This window comes from Streptomyces sp. NBC_01352 (assembly GCF_036237295.1).
Classification (GTDB): Bacteria; Actinomycetota; Actinomycetes; order Streptomycetales; family Streptomycetaceae; genus Streptomyces; species Streptomyces plumbiresistens.
The window spans coordinates 1,970,375-1,996,589 of record NZ_CP108354.1 but is presented as its reverse complement, the minus strand read 5'-3'; the positions used below and the strand labels follow the sequence as shown (position 1 = coordinate 1,996,589).

Genomic DNA, 26,215 nt, shown 5'->3' with positions numbered 1-26,215 from the left:
ACCATGCGTGTCGTAGTGGCCGGCGGAAGCGGCTTTCTCGGATCGCATCTGTGCGAGGCCCTGCTGAGCCGGGGCGACAGTGTCTGCTGCCTCGACAACTTCTCCTCCGGCCGTGCCGCCAACATCGCCCACCTGCTGGCCGCGCCCGGCTTCGAGTGCATCACCTGCGACGTCACCGCACGTTTCCGGGTCTTGGGCCACGTCGACGCCGTCGCCCATCTCGCGAGCCCAGCCTCGCCGTACGACTACCACAACCACCCCCTGGAGACGCTGGCCGCCGGCAGCCGGGGCACGGAGAACCTGCTGCAGCTGGCCCTTCGGCACCGGGCGCGCTTCGTACTGGCGTCCACCAGCGAGGTCTACGGCGACCCCCAGGTGCACCCGCAGGACGAGGACTACTGGGGGCACGTGAACCCCATCGGCCCGCGCAGCGTCTACGACGAGGCCAAGCGCTACGCCGAGGCCCTCACGATGGCCTACCGCCGTACCCGGGACGCGGATGCCGGCATCGTGCGGATCTTCAACACCTACGGGCCCCGCATGCGGGCGCACGACGGCCGCGTGGTCTCCACCTTCGTCAGGCAGGCCCTCGACGGACAGGCCCTGACCCTGTACGGCGACGGCAGCCAGACCCGCAGCTTCTGCTACGTCGAGGACATGGTCCGCGGCCTGACCGCCATGATCGACTCACCCCACCCGGGCCCCTTCAATCTCGGCAACCCGAGGGAGCGGACCGTTCGGGAACTCGCGGAACTGGTCCTGCTGCTCACCGGGTCGCCCGGAGGACTGCGCTTCCTCCCGCTGCCCGTCGACGATCCCGTCCGCCGCCGCCCCGTCATCGACCGGGCCCACGCAGAACTCGGCTGGCACCCGCAGGTGCCGCTGGACGAAGGCCTGCGCCGCACCCTCGCCTGGTGCGCCGAGCAGCCCGAGCCCCGCGTACCGCCGTCGGACCGATCCGCAGTGGGGCGGCCATCATGAAAACACTCGTGCTGTGCGGCGGAGCGGGCACCCGCCTGCGCCCCGCCACCCATACCTCGGCCAAGCGACTGGTCCCAGTCGCCGACAAGCCCGTGCCGCTCCACGGCTTGGTCTCGCTCATCGGCCACGACGTCGAAGTGACCCCCGCCCCGCGCCCGCCCGCCATGCACCGGCTGCTGCCCGGCGACCACAGCAGAGCGCAGATCCCGTCATGACCGCCACCCGCATCCTCGTGACCGGCGGAGCCGGGTTCATCGGCTCCCACCACGTCCGGACGCTGCTCGGCCCGAACGGCCCGCCGGACGTCTCGGTGACCGTCCTCGACAACCTCACCTACGCCGGCAACCCCGCCAACCTCGACGATGTTCGAGACACGGACCGCTTCGCCTTCGTCCACGGCGACATCTGCGACCCGGACCTAGTCGACGCCCTGCTCGCCGAGCACGACCAGGTGGTGCACTTCGCCGCCGAGTCCCACGTCGACCGGTCCATCTCGGGCGCCGCCGCCTTCGTCCGGACGAATGTGCAGGGCACCCAGACCCTGCTGGACGCCGCCCTGCGGCACAGGCCGAAGCGGTTCGTGCACGTCTCCTCCGACGAGGTCTACGGCTCGATCCGCCACGGTTCCTGGCCGGAGACCGACCCGCTGCGGCCCAACTCGCCCTACTCCGCGTCCAAGGCCGCCTCGGACCTGATCGCGCTGGCCTACCACCGCACCCACGGCCTCGACGTCCGCGTCACCCGGTGCTCGAACACCTACGGGTCCCACCAGTTCCCCGAGAAGCTCGTCCCCCTGTTCATCACCCGGCTGCTGGAGGGCAGACCGGTGCCGCTGTACGGCGACGGGCACAACGTCCGCGACTGGATCCACGTCGACGACCATGTGCGAGGCATCGAACTCGTCCGCACCCTCGGCCGCCCCGGCGAGGTCTACAACGTCGGCGCGGGCAACGAACTGTCCAACCGGGAGCTGACCGGGCTGCTGCTCACTGCCTGCGGCGCCGACTGGGACATGGTGCGGTTCATCGAGGACCGCAAGGGCCACGACCGGCGCTACTCGGTCGACTTCACGAAGATCCGCACCGAGCTCGGCTTCATGACGGCCAAGGACATGTCCTCGGGACTCGCCGAGACCGTCGACTGGTACCGGACACACCGCTCCTGGTGGGAGCCGCTGCTGCGCCGGGCCGAGCAGGGGAGAGCGCTCCCCATGAGGGTCCTGTCATGAGCGCCCCCATCGAGGACTACGCCCTCATCAGCGACCTGGAAACCGCCGCCATGGTCGGCCGCGACGGCTCCGTCGACTGGCTGTGCCTGCCGCGCTTCGACTCCCCGGCGTGTCTCGCCGCCCTGCTGGGCACCGAGGAACACGGGTTCTGGCGGGTCGCGCCCGTCTCCGGTGGCGCCTGTACGCGGCGCGCCTACCGGTCGGACACGCTGGTTCTGGACTCGGTGTGGGAGACGGCCGCCGGGACGGTGCGCGTCACGGACTTCATGCCGCCCAGGGGGCAACTGCCGTGTGTCGTGCGGGTGGTGGAGGGGCTGAAGGGTGCCGTGACCGTCCGCAGTGAGCTTCGGCTGCGGTTCCACCAGGGGCGTGTCGTGCCCTGGGTGCGCGACATCGCACCCTGCACGGTCGCGGTCGCCGGGCCCGACGCCGTGTGGCTCGGCGCGGACGGCCCGGTGCGGGTGGCGGACGGCGACGGGAGAGCCACGTCCTGGGAGGTCACGGTTCCGGCCGGACGCCGGCTGGCCCTCAGCCTGGCCTGGGCGCCCTCGCACCTGCCCGAACCGCCGGCGCCGCTGTTCCTCCCCGCCGAGACGGTGCTCAAGGAGACCGTCGACTTCTGGCGCCGCTGGAGCGGCCAGTGCCGCTACCAGGGCCCCTGGCGGGAGGCCGTAGTGCGTTCCCTGATCACGCTCAAAGCGCTCACCTACGCCCCCACCGGCGGCATCGTCGCCGCGCCGACCACCTCGCTGCCCGGCTGCATCGGCGGCGAACGCAACTGGGACCACCGGCACTGCTGGCTGCGCGACTCCACCGCAGCCCTGTCCTGTCTGCTGCGCAGCGGCTACCACGCCGAGGCCACGGCCTGGCTGGACTGGCTCGTGCGGGCCATCGCCGGTGACCCGGCCGACCTGCAGACCGTGTACGGCGTCAAGGGGCAGCGGCTGCTGCCGGAGACCGAGGCGCCCTGGCTGCCCGGCTACGCGGGATCGCGGCCGGTGCGGTTCGGGAACTCGGCGGTGGGGCAGTTCCAGCTCGACGTGTACGGGGAGGTCCTGGACACCTTGTGGCTGTCGCTGCGGGCCGGGATCCCCATGCCCGCCCATGTCTGGGACCTGGTCCAGGAACTGATGGGCTTCCTGCACCGGCACTGGCGCGAGGCCGACCAGGGGCTGTGGCAGGTGCGCGGACCGCGGCGGCAGTTCGTCCACTCCAAGGTGATGGCCTGGGTGGCCGCCGACCGCGCCCTGCGCATGGGCGAACTGCTGGGCCGCAACGGCTCCTCGGGCGAGTGGCGGGCCATGCGCGACGAGGTGCACCGCCAGGTCTGCCAGGAGGGCTGGGACCCGGCCAGACAGTCCTTCGTGCAGTCCTACGGCTCCTCGGCCCTGGACGCCTCCGCTCTGCTGATGCCCCGCCTCGGCTTCCTGCCCGCCCGGGACGAGCGGGTGCGCGCCACCGTCCGGGCCATGCGCGGGCTCCGTCGCGGCGGCTTCGTACGGCGGTACGCGCACGGCGGCACCGGACCGCACCGCGTGGACGGCATGCACGGCGGCGAGGGCACGTTCGTCGCCTGCTCCCTCTGGTACGCCGAGGCCCTGGCCGCGACCGGCCGGCCGCGGCAGGCCCGGGAGGCCTTCGAGCGCGTCCTCGCCGTCCGCAACGACGTCGGCCTGCTGTCGGAGCAGTGGGACCCGGACGCCGGCCGCCAGCTCGGCAACGCCCCGCAGGCCTTCAGCCACATCGCCCTGGTCGAGACGGCGTTCGCACTGACGCCCCTCAACCATCAGTCATCAGCCCTCAGTCGTCCTTCGTCTTCGGCCCCCGCGCCGACCCCGCGTACCCATCCGGATTGAGCCGCTGGAAGCGCCACGCGTCCTGGCACATGTCGGCCAGGTCCAGGGCGGGCCGCCAGCCCCAGGCGCGGGCCACCGCGCCGGCGTCGGCGACGAGTTCGGCGACGTCGCCCGGACGTCTCGGCGCGAACTCGTAGGGCACCGCCCTGCCACACGTCGCGGAGAACGCTGCGACCACGTCCAGGACCGAACTGCCCCTGCCGAGGCCGAGGTTGTACACGTGCATGCCCGGTGCGTCGGCGAGGTGGTCGAGCGCGACGCGGTGGGCCTGGACGGTGTCCATGACGTGGATGTAGTCGCGGATCGCGGTTCCGTCGGGGGTGGGGTAGTCGTGGCCGAACACCCGCAGCCGCTCCCGTCGGCCGACGGCCACCTGGGCGATGTACGGCATGAGGTTGTCGGGCTCGCCGCGCGGGTCCTCGCCGAGCAGCCCGCTGGGGTGGGCGCCGGTGGGGTTGAAGTAGCGCAGGCACATCACGGTGTACTCGGGGCGGCGGCGGCAGACGTCGGCGAGGATCTGCTCGCAGAGCCACTTGGAGGCCGCGTACGGGTTGGTGGGGCGGACCGGGGTGGACTCGTCGAGGGGGCCGTCGTCCGCGTCGCCGTAGACCGAGCAGGAGGAGGAGAACACCAGTCGGTGGACCCCGTGTTCCTGCATGGTGCGCAGCAGTGCGGTGGTGCCGCCGACATTGGTGTCGTAGTACTCGACGGGGGTGCGGGTCGAGCCGCTGACCGACTTGTGCGCGGCGAAGTGCACGACGGCGTCCACGGCGTGGCGCTCGAACACGGCCGAGAGGGCGCGCCGGTCACGGATGTCCAGCTCGTAGACGGCGCCGACGAAGCGGCCGGCGATCCGTTCCACCCGGGTGAGGACCTGGGGGGTGCTGTTGGAGTAGTCGTCGACCACGATGACCTCGTAGCCGTGGTCGAGGAGGTCCACGCAGGCATGACTGCCGATGAAACCGGCCCCGCCGGTGACGAGGACGGTCGACGGTACCGGCTCGCTGCGTGCCATGGCAGGACGCTCCCGCGGGTTGCGGAGATGCCGTACGTTTACGACGTATACATACGACTCTCCGCCCCTCTGCCCCCCGCGTCAAGAGAAACCGGGGCCGCCCGGCGCCCGGAATCGCGGCGTCAGGGTCTGACCAGCAGCTGGAAGTCGAACGCGTACCGGGAAGCGCGGTAGATGTGCGTCCCGTACTCCACCGGCCGGCCCGTGTCGTCGTACGCCGTGCGCTGCATGGTGAGCAGTGCGGTGCCCTCCTGTTCGTCGAGGAGGGCGGCCTCCTCGGTGGTGGCGGAGCGGGCGCCGATGGTCTGGCGGGCGCTGTGCAGGGTGATGCCGGCGGAGCGCATCAGCCGGTACAGGCCGGTCGACTCGAGCCGCGCGGTGTCCAGGTCGAGGAGGCCGGCCGGGAGGTAGTTGCACAGGAAGGCCACGGGCTGGCCGTACGTCGAGCGCAGCCGCTCCAGGACCGTGACCTGGCCGCCCTCCGCGAGGCCGAGGGCGGCCGCGACGTCGGCGGAGGCCGGGACGGTCTCGTTGCGCACGACCTGGGTGGCGGGTGCCTGTCCGGCCGCCTCCAGGTCGTCGTAGAGGCTGCTGAGTTCCAGGGGGCGCTTGACCTGGCTGTGCACGACCTGCGTGCCGACCCCGCGCCGCCGCACGAGCAGCCCCTTGTCGACCAGGGACTGAATGGCCTGGCGGACCGTCGGCCGGGACAGCCCGAGGCGTACGGAGAGGTCGATCTCGTTGCCCAGCAGGTTGCCCGGGGCCAGCTGGCCGTGCTCGATGGCCGCCTCCAGCTGCTGGGCCAGCTGGTAGTACAGCGGCACCGGGCTGCCCCGGTCCAGGGCGAAGTCCAGGGAGCTGAGTGCGGGGGTGGTCGCGGCACGTGAGTAGCCGCCGGTCTTCGCCATGGGGTACCTCCCTCGGAGGGTCGGGAGCGGGGGTTCGGAGGTGGGGGTGGCGGGCGGCGGCGTGGCGGTCGTACTCCTCCCGTGCCCGTACGGCCGGCTCGTGGGGCGCCACTCCGTCTCAGACGGTCGTACTCGGTTCCGATGCCGCCGCGAGCAAGGTCTCGATCTCGGCCGCGGTCGGCATCGCGGAGGAGCAGGCGAGGCGGGAGGCGACGTGGGCGCCGGCCGCGCCCGCGTACCGCATGGTCCGCTCCGGTTCCCAGCCGGAGAGCAGCCCGTGGCACAGCGCGCCGCCGAAGGCGTCGCCCGCGCCGAGGCCGTTGACCACCTCGACCGGGACCGGCGGGACCTCGGCCGTCGTACCGTCGCGGTGCACGGCGAGCACTCCCTTGGGCCCCTGCTTCACCACCGCCAGTTCCACGCCCGCCGCCAGCAGCGCCTCGGCGCACGCGTGGGGTTCGCGCACGCCGGTGGCTATCTCGCACTCGTCGAGGGTGCCGACGGCGACGGTCGCGTGCCGGAGTGCTTCGGCGTAGTAGGGCCGGGCCTCCTCCGGATCTCCCCAGGCCGTGTCGCTCCACAGCGCGGGCCGCCAGTCGAGGTCGAACACCGTCGTGCCCGCCTTGTCCCGGCACTTCAGGGCGGCGAGCGTCGCCGAGCGGCTCGGCTCCTGGCTCAGCCCCGTGCCGGTGATCCAGAAGATCCGGGCCGCGCGGATGGCGAAGTAGTCCAGCTCGTCGGTGTGGACGGCCAGGTCGGGGGCGCTCGGCCGGCGGTAGAAGTACAGCGGGAAGTCGTCCGGCGGGAAGAGCTCGCAGAACGTCACCGGGGTGGGCAGGCCGTCCACCGGGGTCACCCAGCGGTCGTCGACCCCGAACTCACGTAGTTGCTGGTGGAGATAGACTCCGAACGGATCGGCACCGGTGCGGGTGATCACCGCGGTGGCGCGCCCGAGCCGGGCCGCCGCGACCGCCACGTTCGCGGCCGAACCGCCGAGGAACTTCCCGAAGGTCTCCACACGTGCCAGGGGCACGCCGGACTGGAGGGGGTAGAGATCGACTCCGATACGGCCCATAGTGATCAGGTCGAAGGACTTGGCTGATCCGGCCATGCGCGACCTCCTCGAGCTGCGGGGGGAGGTGGATCCCGAAGGACCTACCGCCCCCAGGTGTAGGCCGCGGAGGGTGACACTGTCAATAGTTTGTACTTACATTCGGACCTGCTTGTGAAATGATGTCTTAACAAAGTATTGACAGCGGGCAAGCCGAAGGAGTTGGATCCGGACCCAGCGAACAAGCCGTGTTCCCACGGCGTACGACCCGGGTCTTCCGAGGTCCCGGGCCCCTGACAATCCCGTGATTGCCTTTCCCCCGTAGCACAGTGAGGTGCAGGAAAGATGGACCGCATTTCTGGCTTCCGCTCCCGCAGATTCGCCCCCGCCGTGGCTCTCGCCGCGGCCGCGGCCCTGACCCTCGCAGGCTGCTCCAGCAGTTCCGGCGGCAAGAAGGCCGAGGAGAGCGAGGCCGGCGCCTCCGCGGGCAAGGCCACCACGCCCCGGATGACGGTCGCGCTGGTGACCCACCAGTCGCCCGGCGACACCTTCTGGGACATCGTCCGCAAGGGCGCCGAGGCCGCCGCAGCCAAGGACAACATCAAGCTGATCTACTCCGCCGACCCGAACGCGGGCAACCAGGCCAACCTGGTGCAGAACGCGATCGACCAGAAGGTCGACGGCATCGCCATCACCCTCGCCAAGCCGGACGCCCTCAAGGACGTCGTGAGCAAGGCGAAGGCCGCGAACATCCCCGTGGTCGGACTCAACTCCGGTGTGAGCGAATGGAAGAAGCTCGGCCTGATGGAGTTCTTCGGCCAGGACGAGACCGTGGCCGGCGAGGCACTCGGCAACCGGCTGAACGCGGCCGGCGCCAAGAGCGCCGTCTGTGTCGTCCAGGAACAGGGCAACATCGGCCTGACCCAGCGCTGCGACGGCGTGGAGAAGACCTTCTCCGGCAAGCTGCAGACGCTGTTCGTCAACGGCACCGACATGCCGTCCGTGAAGTCGACGATCACCGCCAAGCTCAAGCAGGACAGCTCCATCGACTACATCGTCACCCTCGGCGCCCCCTTCGCGCTGACCGCGACGCAGTCGGTGTCCGAGGCCGGCAGCAAGGCGAAGATCGCCACGTTCGACCTCAACAAGCAGCTGACCAGCGCCATCGATCAGGGCTCCATCGAGTTCGCCGTGGACCAGCAGCCCTACCTCCAGGGCTACCTGGCGATCGACTCCCTGTGGCTCTACAAGAACAACGGCAACTACATGGGCGGCGGTGAACAGCCGGTGCTGACCGGGCCGGCCTTCGTCGACAAGACGAACGTCGACGCCGTGGCCGCGTTCGCCGCGAAGGGCACCCGGTGATGAGTATGACCCAGCATGCCGAGCCGGCGGTGACCACACCGCCGGCCTCCGGCCCGAACAAGACCGACGGCCGGACCTCTCAACGCCCCCTGGCCCTGCGGCTGTTGGCCAGGCCCGAGGTGGGTGTCTTCCTCGGCGCCGCCGCGGTGTACGTGTTCTTCCTGATCGCGGCACCGCCGGTGCGCGACGGCAGCTCGATGTCCACGATCCTGTACCAGTCGTCGACCATCGGCATCATGGCCCTGCCGGTCGCGCTGCTGATGATCGGCGGCGAGTTCGACCTCTCGGCCGGCGTCGCGGTGCTCACCTCGGCGCTCACCGCGAGCATGCTCAGCTACCAACTGACCATGAACGTCTGGGTCGGTGTGATCGCCGCGCTGGTCGTGTCCCTGGCGGTCGGCTTCTTCAACGGCTGGATGGTCGTCAAGACCGGACTGCCCAGCTTCCTGGTCACCCTCGGCACCTTCCTGATCCTCCAGGGTGCCAACCTCGCGGTCACCAAGCTGGTCACCACCAACGTGGCCACCGACGACATCAGCGACATGGCCGGCTTCGACCAGGCGAAGAAGATCTTCGCCTCGTCCTTCGACATCGGCGGCGTCCAGGTGAAGATCACGGTCTTCTACTGGCTGGTCTTCGCGGCCATCGCCACCTGGGTCCTGCTGCGCACCAAGTACGGCAACTGGATCTTCGCGGTCGGCGGCAACAAGGACTCCTCGCGGGCCGTCGGTGTGCCCGTGACCTTCACCAAGATCTCCCTGTTCATGCTGGTCGGTTTCGGCGCCTGGTTCGTCGGCATGCACCAGCTGTTCACCTTCAACACCGTCCAGTCCGGCGAGGGCGTCGGCCAGGAGCTCATCTACATCGCCGCGGCGGTCATCGGCGGCTGTCTGCTGACCGGCGGCTACGGCTCGGCGATCGGCCCGGTCTTCGGTGCCTTCATGTTCGGCATGGTGAACCAGGGCATCGTCTTCGCCGGCTGGAACCCCGACTGGTTCAAGGCGTTCCTCGGCGTGATGCTGCTCGGCGCCGTCCTGATCAATCTGTGGGTCCGCCAGTCGGCGACCCGGAGGTGACCCCCATGACAACCACCAACGGAACCGGCACCCACGGCGCCGTCCTGCCCGAGAGCGACGCCGCGCCCGCCACGGACGCGCCGATCGTCGAACTGCGCGGTGCGGGCAAGTCGTACGGCAACATCCGTGCCCTGCACGGCGTCGACCTCCAGGTGCACCCCGGCAAGGTCACCTGCGTGCTCGGCGACAACGGCGCCGGCAAGTCCACCCTCATCAAGATCATCTCCGGGCTGCACCAGCACACCGAGGGCGACTTCCTCGTCGACGGCACCCCCGTGCGCTTCTCCACCCCGCGCGAGGCCCTCGACAAGGGCATCGCCACCGTCTACCAGGACCTCGCCGTCGTCCCCCTGATGCCGGTCTGGCGCAACTTCTTCCTCGGCTCCGAGATGACCCGCGGCCCCTGGCCCGTCCGCCGCCTCGACATCGAGAGAATGAAGAAGACCGCCGACGAGGAACTGCGCAACATGGGCATCGTCCTCGACGACCTCGAACAGCCCATCGGCACCCTCTCCGGCGGCCAGCGCCAGTGCGTCGCCATCGCCCGCGCCGTCTACTTCGGCGCCCGCGTCCTCATCCTGGACGAGCCCACCGCCGCTCTTGGCGTCAAGCAGTCCGGCGTGGTGCTCAAATACATCGCCGCCGCCCGCGACCGCGGCCTCGGCGTCATCTTCATCACCCACAACCCGCACCACGCCTACATGGTCGGCGACCACTTCAGCGTCCTGCGCCTGGGCACCATGGAACTGTCCGCCGACCGCAGCCAGGTCAGCCTGGACGAGCTCACCAACCACATGGCCGGCGGCACCGAACTCGCCGCCCTCAAACACGAGCTGGCCCAGGTCCGCGGCGTCGACGTCGAGGAACTCCCCGAGGAGAAGGACCTCACCGCACCCGTCGCGACCACCGGCGAAGGGAAGTCCTGACATGGCCTCTGCGCTGGACCGTATCCGGGTCGGCTCGGCACCCGACTCCTGGGGCGTCTGGTTCCCGGACGACCCGGCGCAGGTGCCCTGGGAACGCTTCCTGGACGAGGTCGCCGAGGCCGGCTACTCCTGGATCGAGCTGGGACCGTACGGCTATCTGCCCACCGACCCGGCCCGGTTGACGCACGAGATCGCCCGGCGCGAGCTCAAGGTCTCGGCGGGCACGGTCTTCACCGGCCTGCACCGCGGCCCCTCCGTCTGGGAGGCCACCTGGGAGCACGTCAGCCAGGTCGCCGCGCTCACCCAGGCGATGGGAGCGAAGCACCTCGTCGTCATCCCGTCCTTCTGGCGCGACGACAAGACCGCCGAGATCCTGGAGCCGCCGGAGCTGACCGGCGAGCAGTGGGCCCACCTGACCAAGGGTATGGAGCGGCTGGGCCATGAGGTCAAGGAGACGTACGGCCTCGACATCGTCGTCCACCCGCACGCCGACACCCACCTCGACACCGAGGACCACGTCGAGCGGTTCCTCGACTCGACCGACTCCGACCTGGTCAACCTCTGCCTGGACACGGGGCACTACGCCTACTGCGGCGGCGACAGCGTCAAGCTCATCGAGACGTACGGCGAACGCGTCGGCTACCTCCACCTCAAGCAGGTCGACCCGGAGATCCTCGCCGACGTCGTCAAGAACGGCGTGCCGTTCGGGCCGGCCGTACAGCGCGGAGTGATGTGCGAACCGCCGTCCGGTGTACCGGAGTTGGAGCCGGTCCTGGTGGCCGCGCAGCGGCTCGGCGTGGAGCTGTTCGCGATCGTCGAGCAGGACATGTACCCGTGCGAGCCGGACAAGCCGCTGCCGATCGCCGTGCGTACCCGCAAGTTCCTGAGGTCCTGCGGCGCCTGAAGGGGACGACCATGACCACCCGTGGCACGAGCGAGGAACTCCGCGTCGCCGTCATCGGCACCGGCCGGATGGGCGCCGATCATGTCCGCCGTATCCAACAGGTCACCAGCGGCGCCCGGGTGACCGCCGTGGTCGACGTCGACGCGGAGCGCGCCAAGGCCGTCGCGGCCCGCGTCGACGGCTGCACCGCGTACACCGACCCGGCCTCCGCGATGGCGGCGGCCGACGTCGACGCCGTCCTGGTCGCCTCCCCGGGCCCCGCCCACGAGGCCGCCCTGCTGGTCGCCTTCGAGCGCGGCCTGCCGGTGCTGTGCGAGAAGCCGCTCACCCCCGACGCGGCCTCCGCGCTGCGCGTACTGGAGGCCGAGCGGACGCTGGGCCGGCGGCTGGTCCAGGTCGGCTTCATGCGGCGCTACGACGCCGAGTACGTCAGGCTCAAGGCGCTCCTGGAGACAGGGCAGTTGGGCCGCCCGCTCATGCTGCACAACCGGCACCGCAACGTCGCCAGCCCGCCCGGCTTCACCAGCGCCATGCTCATCAGCGACTCCGTGGCGCACGAGACGGACGTGACCCGCTGGCTGCTCGGCCACGAGATCACGGCCGTCACCGTGTGGCGCCCGACCCCCTCCGCGAGCGCGCCGGACGCCCTCCAGGACCCGCAGTTCGTCGTCTTCGAGACGGACGGCGGAGCGGTGTCCGACGTCGAGATCTTCGTCAACTGCGGCTTCGGCTACCAGGTCCAGGCCGAGATGGTCTGCGAACGCGGCACCGCCCGCGTCGGCGACGGCCACGCCATGGTCACCAACATGGCCGGCCGCTGGGGCGGCACCATCGACCAGGACTACACCGTGCGCTTCGCCGACGCCTACGACCGCGAGATCCAGACCTGGGTCGACGCCACCCGCCGCGGCGAGGTCACCGGCCCGAGCGTCTGGGACGGCTATGCCGCGGCGGCGGTGTGCGAGGCGGGGGTGCGGGCGCTGGATGAGGGCGGCCGGGTGGAGGTCGATCTTGTGGAGAGGCCCGCGCTGTACCGGTGACCGAAGCCGTGGAGGCGGCGACGCCGGCCCGCTCCTTCCGCGGGCGGGCGTGCAGCCTCGTGCCTCAGCGCCCGGCCGTCATCCGGGGCCGTACCTCGAACCCCGCCGCCCGATAGCACGCGTCGATCAGCGTCATCGTCGCCACCGCGTCGTCCGCGTCCAGCGGCAACGGCGTGCCCTCCCGCACCCGGTCCGCGAACGCCTCCAGCTGGTACGTGTACGACGACCGCGTCCCGAGCCGTTCCGTCCGCTCGCCCTCCGGGGTACGCACCACGACCCGGTCGTCGAGGTGCGGCAGCACGAAGTTCGGGGCGCTCGCCTCGCCGCGGGTGCCGATGATCCGGCAGCTCATCTCCAGCTCGTCGTAGGCCATGTGGCAGCGGGCCGACGCGGTGGCGCCCCCCGGGTACTCCAGCTCGGCGTCCAGCCACTCGTCGACGCCGGGGGCGGCCGCGCGCTCGCCGCCGCGCGCGGAGACGAGTCGTGGGGCACCGCCCGCCCAGGGCGCGAGCATCCGTACGGCGTGCAGGCTGTAACAGCCCAGGTCCATCACCGCTCCGCCGGCCAGCGGCAGCGACCAGCGCGGGTCGGAGTCGTCCGGGGCGGGGATGGCGACCAGCGTCTCCACCCGCCGCAGTTCACCGAGCTCGCCGCTCGCGAGGATCTCGTGCAGACGGAGGGTGAGGGGGTGGAAGAGGTAGTGGAAGCCCTCCATGAAGACGGTCCCGGCCTTCTCCGCCGCCTTCCGTACCTCGGCGGCCTCCTCGGCGTTGCTCGCCGAAGGCTTCTCCGTCAGGACGTGCTTGCCGGCCGCGAGGGCCGCGAGGTTCCACGGCCCGTGCAGGCCGTTCGCGAGCGGGTTGTAGACGGCCTCGACCTCGGGGTCGGCGATCAGGTCGGCGTACGAGGTGGCCACCCGCTCCACGCCGTGCGCCGCGGCGAAGGCCTCGGCGCGGGAACGGTCGCGGGCGGCCACCGCGACGAGGCGGTGGCCGGTCGCCCGGGCCGGGTCGACGAGGGCGCGTTCGGTGATGCGTGCCGCGCCCAGTACTCCGATGCGCAGTGGTTCCCGGCCCGGTGTGCTCATGCCTGCCGTACCTCCTCGATCGTCACGGGACGGTGCTCGCCCAGCGACAGTGTGCACGCCTCGGCGATCCAGCCGGCCTCCAGGGCGTCCTCGATCGTGCAGGGGGAGGTGCGGGTGCCGGCCACGACCTCGGTGAACGCGGTCAGTTCGGCGCGGTAGGCCTCGGTGAAGCGGTCCATGAAGAAGTCGTGCGGGGTGCCGGCCGGGAAGGTCACGCCGGGCTCGACCGAGCGCAGCGGCAGCTTGTCCTCCAGGCCCACGGCGATGGAGTCGGTGAAGCCGTGGATCTCCATGCGGACGTCGTAACCCCGGGCGTTGTGGCGGGAGTTGGAGACCACCGCGATCGTGCCGTCGTCCAGGGTGAGGATCGCGCCGGTGGTGTCGGCGTCGCCCGCCTCCTTGATGTAGTCGGCGCCCCGGTTGCCGCCGACGGCGTACACCTCGGTCACCTCGCGGCCGGTCACCCAGCGGATGATGTCGAAGTCGTGCACCGAGCAGTCGCGGAAGATGCCTCCGGAGGCGGCGATGTACGCGGCGGGCGGCGGCGCCGGGTCCAGCGTGGTCGACCGTACGGTGTGCAGCTTGCCCAGCTCGCCGCTCTGCACGGCGGCCCGCGCGGCGACGAACCCGGCGTCGAAGCGGCGGTTGTAGCCGATCTGGATCGGCACGGCACTGCCCTGGACGGACTTCAGCACCTCGACGCCCTCCCGCATGGTGCGGGCGACGGGCTTCTCGCAGAACACGGGCACGCCCGATTCCACGGCGGCGCGGATCAGCGCGGGGTGGGCGTCGGTCGCCGCGGCGACGACGATGCCGTCCACCCCGGCGGCCAGCACGGCCTCGGGGGAGTCCGCGACCTCGGCGCCGAACCGTTCGGCGGCGGTCTTGGCGGCGTCCGCGAAGGGGTCGGCGACGACGAGCGAGGCGACCGCGTCGAGTCCGGAGAGGGTCTCGGCGTGGAAGGCGCCGATGCGGCCGAGGCCGAGGATTCCGATGCGCATGGGGATTGCTGCTCCTTGGGTGCGGATGCCTGAGCGGATGTGGTGCGGGGAGGGGAAGGTCAGTCGAGACCGCCGAGCACGTTCTGGTCCCAGTCGATCACCGAGCCGGTGACCACACCGGACCGGTCCGACAGCAGGAAGACCACGAAGTCGGCGATTTCGTCCGGCTGGCCCAGCTTGCCCATCGGCAGCCGGGCCGCGGCCTGCTCGCGCCAGTCGTCGCCGGCGCCGTGGAAGGCCTTCTGTGTCGCGTCCTCGCCCTCGGTCGCGGTCCAGCCGATGTTCAGGCCGTTGATGCGGACCCGGTCGAAGCGGTGGGCGTGCGCCGCGTTGCGGGTCAGGCCGATCAGTCCGGCCTTCGCGGCGACGTACGGGGCGAGGAACGGCTGTCCGCCGTGTGCCGAGGACGTGATGATGTTGACGACCGTGCCGGGCGCCTTCCGGCCCACCATGTCGGCGACGGCGGCCTGCATGGCGAAGAAGGGCGCCTTGAGGTTGATCGCGATGTGCTGGTCGAACAGTTCGGGCGTGGTGTCCAGGAGCGTGCCCCGTGTGGTGAGGCCGGCCGAGTTCACCAGGCAGTCGACGCGGCCGTACGCCGCGACGACCTGTGCGACGGAGGCCTTGGCCTGCTCGGCGTCGGCCAGGTCGGCCCGTACGAACATGGCCTTGCCGCCCGCGGACGCCAGCTCCGCCACCAGGGCCTCGCCGGGTTCCGGGCGGCGGCCGCTGACGGCGACCACCGCGCCCGCGCGGACGGCGGCCCGCGCGATGGCGGCGCCGACGCCCTGGCTGCCGCCGTTGACCAGGACGACCTTGTCGTCGAGAAGTCCCATAAGTTTCGGGTCCTTTCAGCTTGAGCGGCGCTCGGCGCCGGCCCGCAGTTCGTCCCGCAGGTCCTCGGGCGTCCACGTCTCGCGCAGGGCCCGCCGTACCGCGTCCGCCTGTGACGGCGGGGCGAGGCCCGCGACCGGCGGATCGCTGTCGAGGTTGGTGGGGAAGGGGTAGCTCTCCGCGCTCGCCGCGATCACGTTCTCCAGCCACTCCTGGCTCGCGCCCTCGGCCCGGCGCCTGAGGAGGACGGGGAACACGGCGTTGGCGACCGCCTCGCGGTCCACCGTCTCCATCGCCCGCCCGAACGCCGAGGACACCTGGAGGAGGTTGGCCGTGCGCCGGATGTCCGTGGAGCGGTTGGTGCCGGCGGCGTGGAACAGCGCCGGGTTGAAGAAGGCCGCGTCGCCCTTGGCCAGCGGGAGCTGGATGTGCCGCTCGTCGAAGTACGCCTGGAACTGAGGGAGTCGCCACGCCAGATAGCCGGGCTCGTAGGTCTGCGAGTACGGCAGGTACAGCGTCGGCCCGGACTCGACCGGCATGTCGCAGTGCGCGACCGCGCCCTGGAGGGTGAGCACGGGGGAGAGGCGGTGCACGTGCGCGGGGTAGGCCGCCGCGACCTCGTTGGACAGGAAGCCCAGGTGGTAGTCGCGGTGCGCGGTCTGCGCCGCGCCGCCCGGGTTGACCACGTTGACCTGCGAGGTGACCTGGTAGCCCGGACCGAGCCAGGCGGCCGAGACCAGCGCCAGGAGGTCGTTGGCGTAGTAGTCGGCGAACGCCTCCGGGTCGTACAGGGCCGCCTTCTCCAGGGCGTTCCATACCCGGTCGTTGGCGCCGGGCGCGGCGAAGTGGTCGCCGGCCGTCGCGCCCGAGGCGTGCTGCTCGGCGATCAGCGCGTCGAACACGGCGGATTGCCGGTCGACGACCGCCGGATCCGGGAAGGCGCCCCGGAAGACCACGATGCCGGGACCGTCGGTGAGTGCGCGAACCAGTTCGGCCTGCACCTCACGCCGGTCCTCGGCCTCGCGCAGCCGCGCACCGTCGTAGATCAGGACGTCGCGCTCCACGGAAGCGGCGTACGGGTAGTCGGCGAGGTCCGTCGAGCGCTCGACGAGCCCGCGCAGATCGGCGAGGTCGCAGTCCTGCTCGGACAGCCAGGCACGGCGTTGTACGGAGGTGAAGGACATCGTCGTCCTTTCGGTCGAGGAAGCGGCTCGGTGACAGGGGTGACCCGGCGCTGTCATTCTTGTCAGTACAAACCCCTCGAACAACCGGCAGCGAGCCATCAAAAACCCTTCAAGGAGCCTCACGTGGGCCATCCCTTCCCGATCCGGGAGATCGCACGTCAGGCGGGCCTGAGCGAGGCCACCGTCGACCGGGTCCTCAACGGCAGGGGCGGCGTGCGCGAGAGCACCGCCCGGGAGGTCCAGCAGGCCATCGCCGACCTCGACCGGCAGCGCACCCAGGTTCGCCTGGTCGGCCGTACCTTCATGATCGACATCGTGATGCAGGCACCGGAACGGTTCTCCACCGCCGTCCGCGCCGCCCTGGAGGCCGAGCTGCCGTCCCTGCACCCGGCGGTCGTGCGCTCGCGCTTCCACTTCCGCGAGACCGGCCCGGTCCAGGAGCTCGCCCGGACCCTGGACGGGATCGCCCGGCGCGGCTCCCAGGGCGTGGTCCTCAAGGCCCCCGACGTTCCCGAGGCGACCGCGGCCGTCGGGCGGCTCGTGGAGGCGGGCATCCCCGTCGTCACCCTGGTCACCGACCTGCCCGCCACCGCCCGCCTCGGCTACGTCGGCATCGACAACCGGGCGGCCGGCGCGACCGCCGCGTACCTCATGGGCCAGTGGCTCGGCGACCGCCCCGGCCATGTGCTCACCAGCCTCAGCAGCGGCTTCTTCCGCAACGAGGAGGAGCGCGAGATGGGCTTCCGCAGTGCCATGCGCACCCACCACCCGGAGCACATCCTGGTCGAGATCGCCGAGGGACAGGGCCTGGACGCCACCCAGTACGACCTCGTACGGGCCGCGCTGGAACGCGACGCCGCCATCCGCGCGGTCTACTCGATCGGCGGCGGCAACATCGCGACCCTGCGCGCCTTCGAGGACGCGGGGCGGGAGTGCGCGGTGTTCGTCGCCCACGACCTGGACCACGACAACACCCGGCTGCTGCGCGAGCACCGCCTGTCCGCCGTGCTCCACCACGACCTGCGCCAGGACCTGCGCGAGGCCTGCCGCCTCGTCATGCGCGCCCACGGCGCCCTGCCTCCCGCCGGGCCCACGCTGCCGTCCGCGATCCAGGTGGTCACGCCGTACAACATGCCGCCCCAGGCGACGACCGGCTGACACCGGCGGCCTGGGGCGGGCCGTGCGAGGGGGAGCGTCAGGGCTGCAGGGCAGGCGATCCGGTCGGGGCGACCCGTCCGGCACTGCGGTGGACGCAGATGCCCACGGCCAGCAGCCAGTAGCTGAGGACGGCGCCCATCAGCGCGGTGGTGCCCCAGCCGTTCGCCGCGTAGAAGTCCGCCGGCGTGTTGCCGAAGAACAGGGACGGCACGAAGGCCAGGTTGATCGCGGCGAGGACGTACGCCGACCGGCCGGTCCAGTGGGGCAGCAGCCGGGTGCGGGAGACGGCGTGGCCGAACGCGGTGAGGAACAGCGCCAGCATGACGCGGGAGATCGACCCGTAGAGGACGTACGTGCCGCTGACGTCGATGGTCGGATCGATCGGACGGTCGGCGGCGATGACCGCGCCCGCCTCGAGACCCATGGAGACCAGGGTGATCGTCGCGTAGACCAGTCCGGTGGCGGAGGCCATCGAGCCGACCCACTCGTGGGCGGGGCTCACCCGCCGGACCAGCTCGCGGAAGGCCGTCACGAACACGACCATGAGCGCGAGCGCGACGATCCCGATCAGCAGCCGGGTAAGGACGTTGGCGTCCGGCGGCGGGCCCGAGTAGATGAAGTACAGCGGCACTTCGACGATGAGTGCGGCCGCGGCGGCGATGCCCGCGAGGCCCGTCAGGCGCCTGGCGAAGGTCTCGTTCATGGGTTCCCCCGAGTGTCGGTGGGCGGACTCGGCGTCGGCGGTTGTGCCGACACCCAGAAGCCTGCCGTCCCGGGGGCGCGCCGTCCCTGGGCCCAAGAACCGGATCGTGGGTGGTCCTACGGTCACCCTCCCCGGTGTACGTCCGCCCAGCCACCGCTCTCGGCGGACCGCGCCATCGCGTCCAGTGCGGCAGCGCTCTGCACCGCGTCCGCGAGGGTGGCCCCGTGCGAGGCGCCCTCGGCGATCGAGCTCAGGAAGCGGTACGCCTCGATCACCTTGAGGTCGTCGTAGCCCATGGCGTTGGCCGAACCGGGCTGGAAGGCCTCGTACTCGCCCTCGCCAGGACCCATGTACACCGTGCTGACCGGCTGGTCCTGGTAGCGGTCGCCGCGGCTGACGCCGAGTTCGTTCATCCGGCGGAAGTCCCAGAACACCGCGCCCTTGGTGCCGTGCACCTCGAAGCCGTAGTTGTTCTGCTCGCCGACCGAGACCCGGCAGGCCTCCAGGACACCGCGCGCGCCGGAGTCGAAGCGCAGCAGGCAGTTGACGTAGTCCTCGTTCTCGACCGGGCCGAGCTCGCCGCCGGACGCACGGCTGTGACCGGCCGTCGCGGCGGTGGGCCGGGCCCGCTCCGGGACGAAGACCGCCGTGTCGGCGGTCAGGGAGGCGATGTCGCCGAGCAGGTACCGGGCCAGGTCCACGCCGTGCGAGGCCAGGTCGCCCAGCACTCCGCTGCCGCCCCGCTCCCGCTCGTACCGCCAGGTCAACGCGCCCTCGGGATGGGCCGCGTAGTCGCTGAACAGGCGGACGCGGACGTGCGTGACCGTGCCGATCTCGCCGTCGGCGATCAGCCGCCGGGCCGATTCCACGGCGGGTGCGTTGCGGTAGTTGAAGCCGACCGTGCCCTGCACACCCGCCTTCGCGACGGCGTCGGCGACCGCCCGGGCGTCCGTCACGGTCAGACCGACCGGCTTCTCGATCCAGATGTGCTTGCCGGCCTCGGCCATCGCGACACCGATCTCCCGGTGCAGGAAGTTCGGCGCGGTGATGCTCACGGCCCGCACCCGCGGGTCGGCGACCACCTCGCGCCAGTCCCGGACGGCCGTGGCGAAGCCGAACCGAGCGGCGGCCTCCTCGGCCCGCCCGGGCACCTCGTCGGCGACCGTCACCAGCTCCGGGCGCAGGCCCAGTCGCGGGTAGTGATGCGGGACGCGGGCGTACGCCTGGCTGTGCACCCGGCCCATCCAGCCGAATCCGACGACGGCGACACCGAGCGTATCCACCATGAGCCCCTCTTTGGACCGGTCCATTAACTGTCCAAGCCACCCTGAGCGGGCTTTCGACAGGTGTCAACCCCTTTGACAAGGCAGCGCGTCACATGGAACGGTCCAGAGCATGAGACAGCCGACGATCCGGGACGTGGCCCAGCAGGCCGGCGTCTCCAAGTCGCTGGTCTCGCTCGTGCTGCGCGGCTCCGACCAGGTCCGCCCCGAGAAGCGGGACGCCGTGCTGCGGGCCGTACACGAACTCGGCTACCGCCCCAACGCCGCCGCCCGCAGCCTCAGCGAACAGCGCACCCGCACGGTCGGCGTCCTCCTCAACGACCTGCGCAACCCCTGGTTCATCGACCTGCTCGACGGCCTGAACGCCCTCCTGCACGACCAGGGCCTGCACATGCTGCTGGGCGACGCCCGCCTCAACCGCCGCACCGGCCAGGACCTCGCCCGGCCCTTCCTGGACCTCCAGGCCGACGGCCTGGTCGTGGTCGGCACCCTGCCCGACCCGGCCGCACTCGGGACCGTCGCCGAGCGGATACCGGTCGTCGTCGCGGGCGCCCGCGAGCCCGTCCCGCACGGCGTCGACGTGGTCGCCGGCGACGACGAGCAGGGCGCCCGGCTGGTCACCGAGCACCTCATCGGCCTCGGCCACCGCCGCATCGCGCACATCGCGGGCTACGGAGCCGTGGGCGACCTGCGCCGCCGCAGCTTCGAGGCGGCCATGCGCGCCCACGGCCTCGCCGACCGGGCACTCGTCGAGACCGGCGACATGACGGAGGAGGGCGGGTTCCGGGCCGCCGTACGACTGCTCGGCCGGCCCGGGCGGCCGACCGCGGTCGTCGCCGTCAACGACATCACCGCCGTCGGCGTGCTCTCGGCGGCCGCGGAACTGGGCCTGCGCGTCCCGCACGACCTGTCCGTCACCGGCTACGACGACACGAGCATCGCCCGGCTGCGCCACCTGTGGCTCACCACCGTCGACAACGCCGGCCACGAGGTCGGCCGCCGCGCCGCCCGCTGTCTCCTCGACCGCTTCGAGTCGGCCGGAGGAGCGGGGCGGCTCCACCTGGCCGCCCCGACACTGGAGATCCGCGGCACCACGGCCCCGCCGCTCACAGACTGATCGCGTACACCTTCCGCAGCGTCTCGTGCACCGTCCACGTCGTACGCTCGCCCGCGCGCAGTACGGCCATGTCCCCGGGCCCGACCGTCAGCGTCGGCCCGCCCTCGACCTCCACGGTGGCCGACCCGCTGACCACGACGAACAGCTCGTCCGCCTCGATGTCGGTGACCACACCCGGCGTGATCTGCCAGATCCCACGCAGCTGCCTGCCGTCCTCCGACTCCCAGACCACCTTCCCGGTCACCTCGGGCGTCCCGGACACGATCCGCTCCGGGTCGAGGGGCTCGGGCTCGAGCTCGGCGTCGGGGATACGGAGGACGAAGCTGTGCGTCATGGGGCGACCCTAAGCAGGCGGGAGGGTCTTCGGCTGCCGACAGAGTGTGGGGGATCGGCGCAGGTGGGAGGACACATCGTCGTGGCGTGCGCGGATGTGCGGCGCCGCCGGGCTCGGATGATCGTCGGGCCCGGCGGCCACGTCCGAGCCGCACCAACAGCGGGCGAGGCCATGCTGCATGCTGGCGGGGTGTTCTGCGGTTTCAACGGAGCCGTCCTGGCCGTGCTTCACGGTCGCCGGGCTCACTCGCCGCCATGAGGCCCGATGGCCGCTGATGACGGCGTCGCCGCCTCCGCCCTCGCGCATGGCTACGCCCGGTTCATCGCCGATCGGGCCTCGCAGGGTCGCCGGGACGTCGGGCACGCCCTGGTGGTCGAGGGGCGCTTTGGAGGGTCGCACCGCTCGCGGGCCGTCCTTGTCCTCATCGGAGTGGTGCCGCGATGCTCGCGTGGCCGTCGTGGTGGCGAATGCGGCTATGAAGGCGCGGTGCACGCGGGGCGGCTCGCCTCGGTTTCGTAGGGCTGGTTACGCCGTGGCGGTGGCGGTGGCGGCCTACGTGGTCTCGGTGGGGCCGTGGGTGGCCGGTGCGGGCTGTGGGGTCTGGTGGTTCGGGTGGTGCGCATCGGGTCCTGTGCATGCCGGATGGCCGCCTCCCGGAGGGGGAGGCGGCCGTTCTGGCCTGGCGGATGTGGTTACGCCTTGGCGGTGGTGACCTCCGTGGTTTTGGCGGGGCCGTGGGTGGCCGGTGCGGGCTGTGGGGTCTGGTGGTTCGGGTGGTGCGCATCGGGTCCTGTGCATGCCGGATGGCCGCCTCCCGGAGGGGAGGCGGCCGTTCTGGGCCTGGCGGGTGTGGTTACGCCTTGGCCGTGGTGACCTCCGCGGTTTCGGTGGGGCCGTCCGTGGCCGGTGCGGGCTGCGGGGCGCGGTGCTTCGGGATGAAGGTGGCGAAGAGCAGGGCGAGCAGGGCGGCTCCGGCGCCGATGGCCATGACGACCTTGAAGCCGTTCTCCGAGGGCAGGGGGAAGCCGCCGTAGTCGGTGGTCATCTGGGCGAGGATGACGCCGGCGAGGGCGCTGGCGAAGCTGGTGCCCAGGGAGCGCATCAAGGTGTTGAGGCTGTTGGCGGCGCCGGTCTGGGTGGGGTCGACGGCACCCATGATCAGTGCGGGCAGGGCGCCGTACGTGAAGCCGATGCCGGCGCCGATGATGCAGGACACCAGGACGAGGTGCCAGACCTCGGACATGAGCACGATGTTGAGGGCGTAGCCGGAGGCCACGATCAGTGCGCCGATCATCAGGGTGAGCTTGGGGCCCTTGGCCTTGGTGATGGCGGCGGAGACGGCGGACATGGCCATCATCACCAGGCCCTGCGGGGCCAGGACCAGGCCGACGGTGAGCATGGACTTGCCGAGGCCGTAGCCGGTGGCCTCGGGCAGCTGGAGCAGCTGCGGCAGGACCAGGGACATCGCGAACATCGAGAAGCCGAGCGCGACCGAGGCGAGGTTGGTGAAGAGCACCTGGGGGCGGGCGGTGGTGCGCAGGTCGACCAGGGGCTGGCTGCTGCGCAGCTCGTAGAGGCCCCAGGCGAGCAGGATCACGACCGAGGCCAGGCCGAGGCCCAGGGTGGTGGCGCTGGTCCAGCCCCAGTCGCCGCCCTTGGAGACGGCCAGCAGCAGGGTCACCAGTCCGGCCGACAGACCCAGCGCGCCGACCAGGTCGAAGCGTCCGCCGGCCCGCACCTTGGACTCGGGTACGACCGTCAGCACGAGCAGGAAGGCGACGGCGCCGAGGGTGGCGGAGGTCCAGAACAGGAGGTGCCAGTCCCACTTGTCGGCGATGAAGGCCGCGGAGGGCAGTCCGAGGGCGCCGCCGACGCCGAGGGAGGCGCTCATCATGGCGGTCGACCCGGCGAGCCGCTCGCTGGGCAGTACGTCGCGCATGATGCTGATGCCGAGCGGGATGACACCGGCGGCCAGGCCCTGCAGGGCGCGTCCGGCGATCATCGGGATGACGGAGTCGCTGAGCGCGCAGACGACCGAGCCGGCGATCAGCAGGACGATGCTGACGAGCAGCATGCGGCGCTTGCCGTACATGTCGCCGAGGCGGCCGACCACCGGGGTGGCGACGGCGGCGGCGAGCAGGGTGGCGGTGACCGCCCAGGCCGTGTTCGACGCCGAGGCGTCAAGCAGCTTCGGCAGCTCGGGGACGATCGGGATGACGAGCGTCTGCATCAACGCGACGACGATTCCGGCGAAGGCCAGCACCGCCACGACGGCGTTCGACCTCGGCGGGGCGGGCTTCACCGCCGCGGTGGGTCGGGCAAGGGCGTCGGACATGGCAAGAGCCTCCGTCAGGGCACAAGGGGGTGGGGACCAACTGCATTGCTTGACTTACTCAAGTTAATCGTAATTGATTGACTTAAGCAAGCGGAATCAGGGTGTGGTGCGCGCCACGCCACGGATGGGGCGGGCCTCAGGTGGCCGCGGGTTCCTCCAGCCGGTACGGCTGCACCGGCAGCTCGGCGACGACTTCGAAGCCGCCCTGCGGGCGGTGGCCCATCCGGATGCGGCCGCCGACCGAGTGGGCACGCTCGCGCATGCCCATGAGGCCGTAACCGCCGCCGCCGGGGGAGGAGGAGTCGGACCGTCTCACGGCGTCGGCGTTGACGACCGTGACGACCAGCCGGTCGTGGGTGTAGGCGAGCCGTACCTCGGCCGAGCCGGTCACGGCGTGCTTGGTGACGTTGGTCAGGGCCTCCTGCACGATCCGGTATGCCGTGAGGGCGGCGCCGGCGGACAGGGGACGCGGGTCGCCGTCGGTGGCCAGGCTGACCGCGAGACCGGCGTGCTGGAACGAGGACGCGAGGTCCGGGAGCTGGGCGAGGCCGGGGGTGGGCGCCGGCGGCTTGTCGGCGTCGGACGGGGCGGCCGTACGGCCTCCCGCGCCGGATGGTTGGGCCGTACGGTCTCCCGCACCAGGCGAGTGGGTCGTACGGTCTCCCGCACCAGGCGAGTGGGTCGTACGGTCTCCCGCACCAGGCGAGTGGGTCGTACGGTCTCCCGCATCGGGCGAGTGGGTCGTACCGTCCTGGCCGTCGGCCGGATGGGCCGCACGGTCCTCGGCGTCGGTGGAGGGGATCGGCGGGTCCACCTGGTGCCGCAACAGGCCGACGGTGGACTTGAGTTCGCGCAGCGCCGATGAAGTGGTGCCGGACAGGTCCCGCACGATCCGCTCGGCCTCGTCGGGCCGGGCGGGCAGCATCCGGGCGACCGCTCCGGCCTGGAGGTTCGCCAGGACGAGGTGGTGGGCGACGACGTCGTGCAGATCCCGGGCGATGCGCATGCGCTCCTCGGTGACGCGTCGTCGCGCCTCCTCCTCCCGGGTGCGTTCCGCGTGCTCGGCGCGGGCCTGCACGGCCTCCAGATAGGCGCCGCGCAGCCGGGTCACGGTGCCCAGGGAGGTGGGCAGCAGCAGCCAGGCGGTGGGGCCGAGCAGCTTGAGGACCAGGGGTTCGTTGCCGGGCCCGACGAGGAGGGAGGCGCCGACCAGCAGGGCGATGCCGGTGCCGGCGAAGGTGTTCGCGGTCCTGCGGTCGGTGCGGACGGCCAGCGAGTGCAGCGCGACCATGAGGGGGCCGAGCAGCAGGACCGTGAGGATGTAGCCGAGGGCCGCGACGGCCGTCGCGCAGACGATGGTCACCGCCGTCGTCGTGCGGGGCCGGCAGCGGCGCCACAGCAGCGCGGCGCACGCGACCCCGGTGAGGAGGACGCCGGGCCACCACGGTATGCCGGGGTCGTGGCCCGGGAGCGTGACCAGGCTGCCCGGCAGCGAGCAGGCGAAGAGTGCGGCGGCGAGTCCGGCGTCGACGGCGTGGGGGCGGGCCGAGGGCAGGCGTTGCAGGTTGTCGATCATGGTGTGGGCGTTCCCGTCCGGTGCGGTCACCGCGGTGCGGACCACCACGGGCTCCTGCCGGCCGGGGGCGGCGGCAGGAGCCCGGGCGGGTCCGTCACTCGTCGAAGGTGACGACGACCTTCTCCGCGGCGCCGGGCGTCAGCGCGAGCTCGAAGGCCCGGTCGACGTCGGAGAACGGGACGCTGTGGCTGATCAGCTTCGCGAAGAGGTCCTTGTGCTCGGCGAGCTCCGCCGTGACCTCGAAGATCTCGGTGGGGTAGCCCTGGGAGGCGATGAGGGTGAGTTCGCTGCGGAGCATGCCGCCGAGGTCGATGTCCGAGCCCTTCTTCTGTACGGCGACCATGACCAGCTTGGCCTTCCACTTCGCGGAGTCGACGGCGGCCTGGAAGACGGCGGGGACGCCGGCGGCGTCGATGTAGATGTCGGTGCCGGCGCGGGGCTGGCCGAGGGCGTTGGCGGCCTGGCCGTGCAGTTCGGTGAGGCGCTCGGTGACGTTCTCGGTGGCGGAGTTGATGACGGCGTCGGCGCCGACGGCCAGGGCCTTCTCCAGGCGTGAGGGGATGACGTCGGCGACGACGACGTGCTCGACGCCGCGCAGCTTGAGCCAGATGGTGGCGCCGAGTCCGATGGGTCCGGCGCCGAAGACGACGACCTTGTCGGCGGGCTTGGCCTCGGAGCGGTTGACGCAGTGCCGGGCGACCGCCATCGGCTCGTTCAACGCGGCGACGGCGAAGGGGACGTGGTCGGGGAAGACGGCGACGCTCTTGCCCACCTCGGCGTCCCGTATGAGCAGGTACTCGTCCATGCCGCCGAGGTCGCCGCCGCAGCCGATGATGCCGGTCGGGGCGCCCTGCGGGTTGACGACCACGCGGTTGCCGACCTTCAGGTCCGTGACCTCGGCGCCCACCTCGACGACCTCGCCGGCCGGCTCGTGGCCCAGCGGGATGGCGCGCATCGAGCCCTTGGCATCGACCGGCATGCCGCCCATGTGCAGGAAGAAGGTGTCGGTGCCGCAGATGCCGCAGGCGCGGATCCGGACCAGCGCGTCCTTGGGGCCGGGGACGGGGCGCTCGACGTCCACCACGTCGATCTTGTTCTGGGCGCCGGTCAGGACGGACTTCATCGTGGCCATGGAAGGTCTCACTTTCTGAGGGTGCGGTGTGGCAGGTGTTGCCGGGCTGGTGCGCGGTCTGACGGGCGGGGGAGGGCAGTGACCCGACCGGCGGTCCGCTTGCGGCCCCGGTCCGAGGTCG

At 71.5% G+C, this 26,215-nt stretch carries 23 protein-coding genes and 1 pseudogene; 11 read left to right on the top strand and 13 right to left on the bottom strand.

The window, feature by feature from the left end; translation table 11 throughout:
• Positions 1-3 precede the first annotated feature (3 nt).
• From OG252_RS09545 to OG252_RS09530, 4 genes and pseudogenes are all read left to right on the top strand, one after another.
• A complete protein-coding gene (locus tag OG252_RS09545; protein WP_266450556.1) occupies positions 4-981 on the top strand; it encodes a UDP-glucuronic acid decarboxylase family protein in 978 nt (325 codons plus the stop codon).
• A pseudogene (locus OG252_RS09540) lies at positions 978-1,100 on the top strand (sugar phosphate nucleotidyltransferase); the annotation flags it as partial. The gene OG252_RS09545 and the pseudogene OG252_RS09540, both read left to right, overlap by 4 nt.
• A gap of 92 nt (positions 1,101-1,192) precedes the next feature.
• Entirely contained in the window at positions 1,193-2,209 is a 1,017-nt protein-coding gene (gene rfbB / locus OG252_RS09535) for a dTDP-glucose 4,6-dehydratase (RefSeq protein WP_329335218.1), read from the top strand.
• Positions 2,206-4,065: a glycoside hydrolase family 15 protein gene (locus OG252_RS09530; RefSeq protein WP_329335216.1), complete on the top strand. Its 1,860-nt coding sequence runs from the start codon at positions 2,206-2,208 to the stop codon at positions 4,063-4,065. The genes rfbB and OG252_RS09530 overlap by 4 nt, the downstream gene beginning before the upstream one ends.
• On the opposite strand, the gene galE is transcribed toward OG252_RS09530, so the two are convergent.
• From galE to iolC, 3 genes are all read right to left on the bottom strand, one after another.
• Positions 4,010-5,080, bottom strand: a complete 1,071-nt coding sequence (galE, locus tag OG252_RS09525; protein WP_329335214.1) for a UDP-glucose 4-epimerase GalE — start codon at positions 5,078-5,080, stop codon at positions 4,010-4,012. The genes OG252_RS09530 and galE overlap by 56 nt on opposite strands.
• Positions 5,081-5,202: 122 nt before the next feature.
• Positions 5,203-5,988, bottom strand: a complete 786-nt coding sequence (locus OG252_RS09520; RefSeq protein ID WP_266450562.1) for a GntR family transcriptional regulator — start codon at positions 5,986-5,988, stop codon at positions 5,203-5,205.
• Between the two features lie 118 nt (positions 5,989-6,106).
• Entirely contained in the window at positions 6,107-7,099 is a 993-nt protein-coding gene (gene iolC, locus OG252_RS09515) for a 5-dehydro-2-deoxygluconokinase (protein ID WP_329335211.1), read from the bottom strand.
• A 285-nt stretch (positions 7,100-7,384) separates the two neighbouring features.
• On the opposite strand from iolC, the gene OG252_RS09510 reads away from it, so the two are divergent.
• The 5 genes from OG252_RS09510 to OG252_RS09490 are packed head-to-tail and all read left to right on the top strand — an operon-like array spanning position 7,385 to position 12,350.
• Positions 7,385-8,404: a sugar ABC transporter substrate-binding protein gene (locus tag OG252_RS09510; RefSeq protein ID WP_266450565.1), complete on the top strand. Its 1,020-nt coding sequence runs from the start codon at positions 7,385-7,387 to the stop codon at positions 8,402-8,404.
• Positions 8,404-9,480 (top strand): ABC transporter permease, encoded by a 1,077-nt coding sequence (locus OG252_RS09505; protein WP_266450566.1) that lies wholly within the window; start codon positions 8,404-8,406, stop codon positions 9,478-9,480. Before OG252_RS09510 ends, OG252_RS09505 begins: the two co-directional genes overlap by 1 nt.
• Positions 9,481-9,485: 5 nt before the next feature.
• Positions 9,486-10,406, top strand: coding sequence for an ATP-binding cassette domain-containing protein (locus OG252_RS09500; protein ID WP_266450567.1), 921 nt, complete (start codon positions 9,486-9,488; stop codon positions 10,404-10,406).
• A 1-nt stretch (position 10,407) separates the two neighbouring features.
• Positions 10,408-11,310, top strand: coding sequence for a sugar phosphate isomerase/epimerase family protein (locus OG252_RS09495; RefSeq protein WP_329335208.1), 903 nt, complete (start codon positions 10,408-10,410; stop codon positions 11,308-11,310).
• Positions 11,311-11,321: 11 nt separating this feature from the next.
• Positions 11,322-12,350, top strand: a complete 1,029-nt coding sequence (locus OG252_RS09490) for a Gfo/Idh/MocA family protein (RefSeq protein WP_329335207.1) — start codon at positions 11,322-11,324, stop codon at positions 12,348-12,350.
• A gap of 64 nt (positions 12,351-12,414) precedes the next feature.
• Here the strand turns inward: OG252_RS09490 and OG252_RS09485 are convergent, their stop codons facing one another.
• Genes OG252_RS09485 through OG252_RS09470 form a run of 4 tightly spaced genes read right to left on the bottom strand, consistent with a single transcriptional unit; the run spans position 12,415 to position 16,456 of the window.
• The gene (locus OG252_RS09485; RefSeq protein ID WP_266450571.1) at positions 12,415-13,437 is read right to left on the bottom strand and encodes a Gfo/Idh/MocA family protein; all 1,023 of its coding nucleotides are present in this window, start codon (positions 13,435-13,437) and stop codon (positions 12,415-12,417) included.
• On the bottom strand, positions 13,434-14,438 hold the full coding sequence (locus OG252_RS09480) for a Gfo/Idh/MocA family protein (protein WP_266450572.1): 1,005 nt from the start codon (positions 14,436-14,438) through the stop codon (positions 13,434-13,436). Before OG252_RS09480 ends, OG252_RS09485 begins: the two co-directional genes overlap by 4 nt.
• Before the next feature lie 59 nt (positions 14,439-14,497).
• On the bottom strand, positions 14,498-15,274 hold the full coding sequence (locus tag OG252_RS09475; RefSeq protein WP_266450573.1) for an SDR family oxidoreductase: 777 nt from the start codon (positions 15,272-15,274) through the stop codon (positions 14,498-14,500).
• Between the two features lie 15 nt (positions 15,275-15,289).
• Entirely contained in the window at positions 15,290-16,456 is a 1,167-nt protein-coding gene (locus OG252_RS09470; RefSeq protein WP_329335204.1) for a phytanoyl-CoA dioxygenase family protein, read from the bottom strand.
• Positions 16,457-16,579: 123 nt separating this feature from the next.
• Here OG252_RS09470 and OG252_RS09465 point away from each other — a divergent pair, with 123 nt between their 5' ends.
• Positions 16,580-17,614 carry a LacI family DNA-binding transcriptional regulator gene (locus tag OG252_RS09465; protein WP_266450576.1) on the top strand — a complete coding sequence of 345 codons (1,035 nt, stop codon included), beginning with the start codon at positions 16,580-16,582 and terminating at the stop codon, positions 17,612-17,614.
• Between the two features lie 37 nt (positions 17,615-17,651).
• Here OG252_RS09465 and OG252_RS09460 read toward each other — a convergent pair whose 3' ends face one another.
• A complete protein-coding gene (locus OG252_RS09460; protein ID WP_266450577.1) occupies positions 17,652-18,317 on the bottom strand; it encodes a hypothetical protein in 666 nt (221 codons plus the stop codon).
• A 122-nt stretch (positions 18,318-18,439) separates the two neighbouring features.
• A complete protein-coding gene (locus OG252_RS09455; RefSeq protein ID WP_329335199.1) occupies positions 18,440-19,603 on the bottom strand; it encodes a Gfo/Idh/MocA family protein in 1,164 nt (387 codons plus the stop codon).
• Between the two features lie 109 nt (positions 19,604-19,712).
• Here OG252_RS09455 and OG252_RS09450 point away from each other — a divergent pair, with 109 nt between their 5' ends.
• Positions 19,713-20,717 (top strand): LacI family DNA-binding transcriptional regulator, encoded by a 1,005-nt coding sequence (locus OG252_RS09450; protein WP_329335196.1) that lies wholly within the window; start codon positions 19,713-19,715, stop codon positions 20,715-20,717.
• Here the strand turns inward: OG252_RS09450 and OG252_RS09445 are convergent.
• The 4 genes from OG252_RS09445 to OG252_RS09430 form a co-directional block, all read right to left on the bottom strand.
• Entirely contained in the window at positions 20,707-21,051 is a 345-nt protein-coding gene (locus OG252_RS09445) for a cupin domain-containing protein (protein ID WP_329335194.1), read from the bottom strand. The two genes, OG252_RS09450 and OG252_RS09445, sit on opposite strands and share 11 nt — an antisense overlap.
• An 853-nt stretch (positions 21,052-21,904) precedes the next feature.
• Positions 21,905-23,386, bottom strand: coding sequence for an MFS transporter (locus OG252_RS09440; RefSeq protein WP_329335192.1), 1,482 nt, complete (start codon positions 23,384-23,386; stop codon positions 21,905-21,907).
• Positions 23,387-23,522: 136 nt separating this feature from the next.
• A complete protein-coding gene (locus OG252_RS09435) occupies positions 23,523-24,962 on the bottom strand; it encodes a sensor histidine kinase (RefSeq protein WP_329345110.1) in 1,440 nt (479 codons plus the stop codon).
• 94 nt (positions 24,963-25,056) lie between these two features.
• Positions 25,057-26,094 carry a zinc-dependent alcohol dehydrogenase gene (locus OG252_RS09430; protein ID WP_266450585.1) on the bottom strand — a complete coding sequence of 346 codons (1,038 nt, stop codon included), beginning with the start codon at positions 26,092-26,094 and terminating at the stop codon, positions 25,057-25,059.
• Positions 26,095-26,215 lie beyond the last annotated feature (121 nt).

What these genes read in the sequence shown, in the direction of transcription:
- OG252_RS09455 (WP_329335199.1), bottom strand. Translation starts at nt 19,603, where the DNA reads ATGGTGGATACGCTCGGTGTCGCCGTCGTCGGATTCGGCTGGATGGGC.
- OG252_RS09475 (WP_266450573.1), bottom strand. Translation starts at nt 15,274, where the DNA reads ATGGGACTTCTCGACGACAAGGTCGTCCTGGTCAACGGCGGCAGCCAG.
- iolC (WP_329335211.1), bottom strand. Translation starts at nt 7,099, where the DNA reads ATGGCCGGATCAGCCAAGTCCTTCGACCTGATCACTATGGGCCGTATC.
- OG252_RS09485 (WP_266450571.1), bottom strand. Translation starts at nt 13,437, where the DNA reads ATGAGCACACCGGGCCGGGAACCACTGCGCATCGGAGTACTGGGCGCG.
- OG252_RS09510 (WP_266450565.1), top strand. Translation starts at nt 7,385, where the DNA reads ATGGACCGCATTTCTGGCTTCCGCTCCCGCAGATTCGCCCCCGCCGTG.
- OG252_RS09460 (WP_266450577.1), bottom strand. Translation starts at nt 18,317, where the DNA reads ATGAACGAGACCTTCGCCAGGCGCCTGACGGGCCTCGCGGGCATCGCC.
- OG252_RS09450 (WP_329335196.1), top strand. Translation starts at nt 19,713, where the DNA reads ATGAGACAGCCGACGATCCGGGACGTGGCCCAGCAGGCCGGCGTCTCC.
- OG252_RS09445 (WP_329335194.1), bottom strand. Translation starts at nt 21,051, where the DNA reads ATGACGCACAGCTTCGTCCTCCGTATCCCCGACGCCGAGCTCGAGCCC.
- OG252_RS09505 (WP_266450566.1), top strand. Translation starts at nt 8,404, where the DNA reads ATGAGTATGACCCAGCATGCCGAGCCGGCGGTGACCACACCGCCGGCC.
- OG252_RS09520 (WP_266450562.1), bottom strand. Translation starts at nt 5,988, where the DNA reads ATGGCGAAGACCGGCGGCTACTCACGTGCCGCGACCACCCCCGCACTC.
- OG252_RS09495 (WP_329335208.1), top strand. Translation starts at nt 10,408, where the DNA reads ATGGCCTCTGCGCTGGACCGTATCCGGGTCGGCTCGGCACCCGACTCC.
- OG252_RS09470 (WP_329335204.1), bottom strand. Translation starts at nt 16,456, where the DNA reads ATGTCCTTCACCTCCGTACAACGCCGTGCCTGGCTGTCCGAGCAGGAC.
- OG252_RS09430 (WP_266450585.1), bottom strand. Translation starts at nt 26,094, where the DNA reads ATGGCCACGATGAAGTCCGTCCTGACCGGCGCCCAGAACAAGATCGAC.
- OG252_RS09440 (WP_329335192.1), bottom strand. Translation starts at nt 23,386, where the DNA reads ATGTCCGACGCCCTTGCCCGACCCACCGCGGCGGTGAAGCCCGCCCCG.
- OG252_RS09500 (WP_266450567.1), top strand. Translation starts at nt 9,486, where the DNA reads ATGACAACCACCAACGGAACCGGCACCCACGGCGCCGTCCTGCCCGAG.
- OG252_RS09530 (WP_329335216.1), top strand. Translation starts at nt 2,206, where the DNA reads ATGAGCGCCCCCATCGAGGACTACGCCCTCATCAGCGACCTGGAAACC.
- OG252_RS09545 (WP_266450556.1), top strand. Translation starts at nt 4, where the DNA reads ATGCGTGTCGTAGTGGCCGGCGGAAGCGGCTTTCTCGGATCGCATCTG.
- galE (WP_329335214.1), bottom strand. Translation starts at nt 5,080, where the DNA reads ATGGCACGCAGCGAGCCGGTACCGTCGACCGTCCTCGTCACCGGCGGG.
- OG252_RS09435 (WP_329345110.1), bottom strand. Translation starts at nt 24,962, where the DNA reads ATGATCGACAACCTGCAACGCCTGCCCTCGGCCCGCCCCCACGCCGTC.
- OG252_RS09480 (WP_266450572.1), bottom strand. Translation starts at nt 14,438, where the DNA reads ATGCGCATCGGAATCCTCGGCCTCGGCCGCATCGGCGCCTTCCACGCC.
- OG252_RS09490 (WP_329335207.1), top strand. Translation starts at nt 11,322, where the DNA reads ATGACCACCCGTGGCACGAGCGAGGAACTCCGCGTCGCCGTCATCGGC.
- rfbB (WP_329335218.1), top strand. Translation starts at nt 1,193, where the DNA reads ATGACCGCCACCCGCATCCTCGTGACCGGCGGAGCCGGGTTCATCGGC.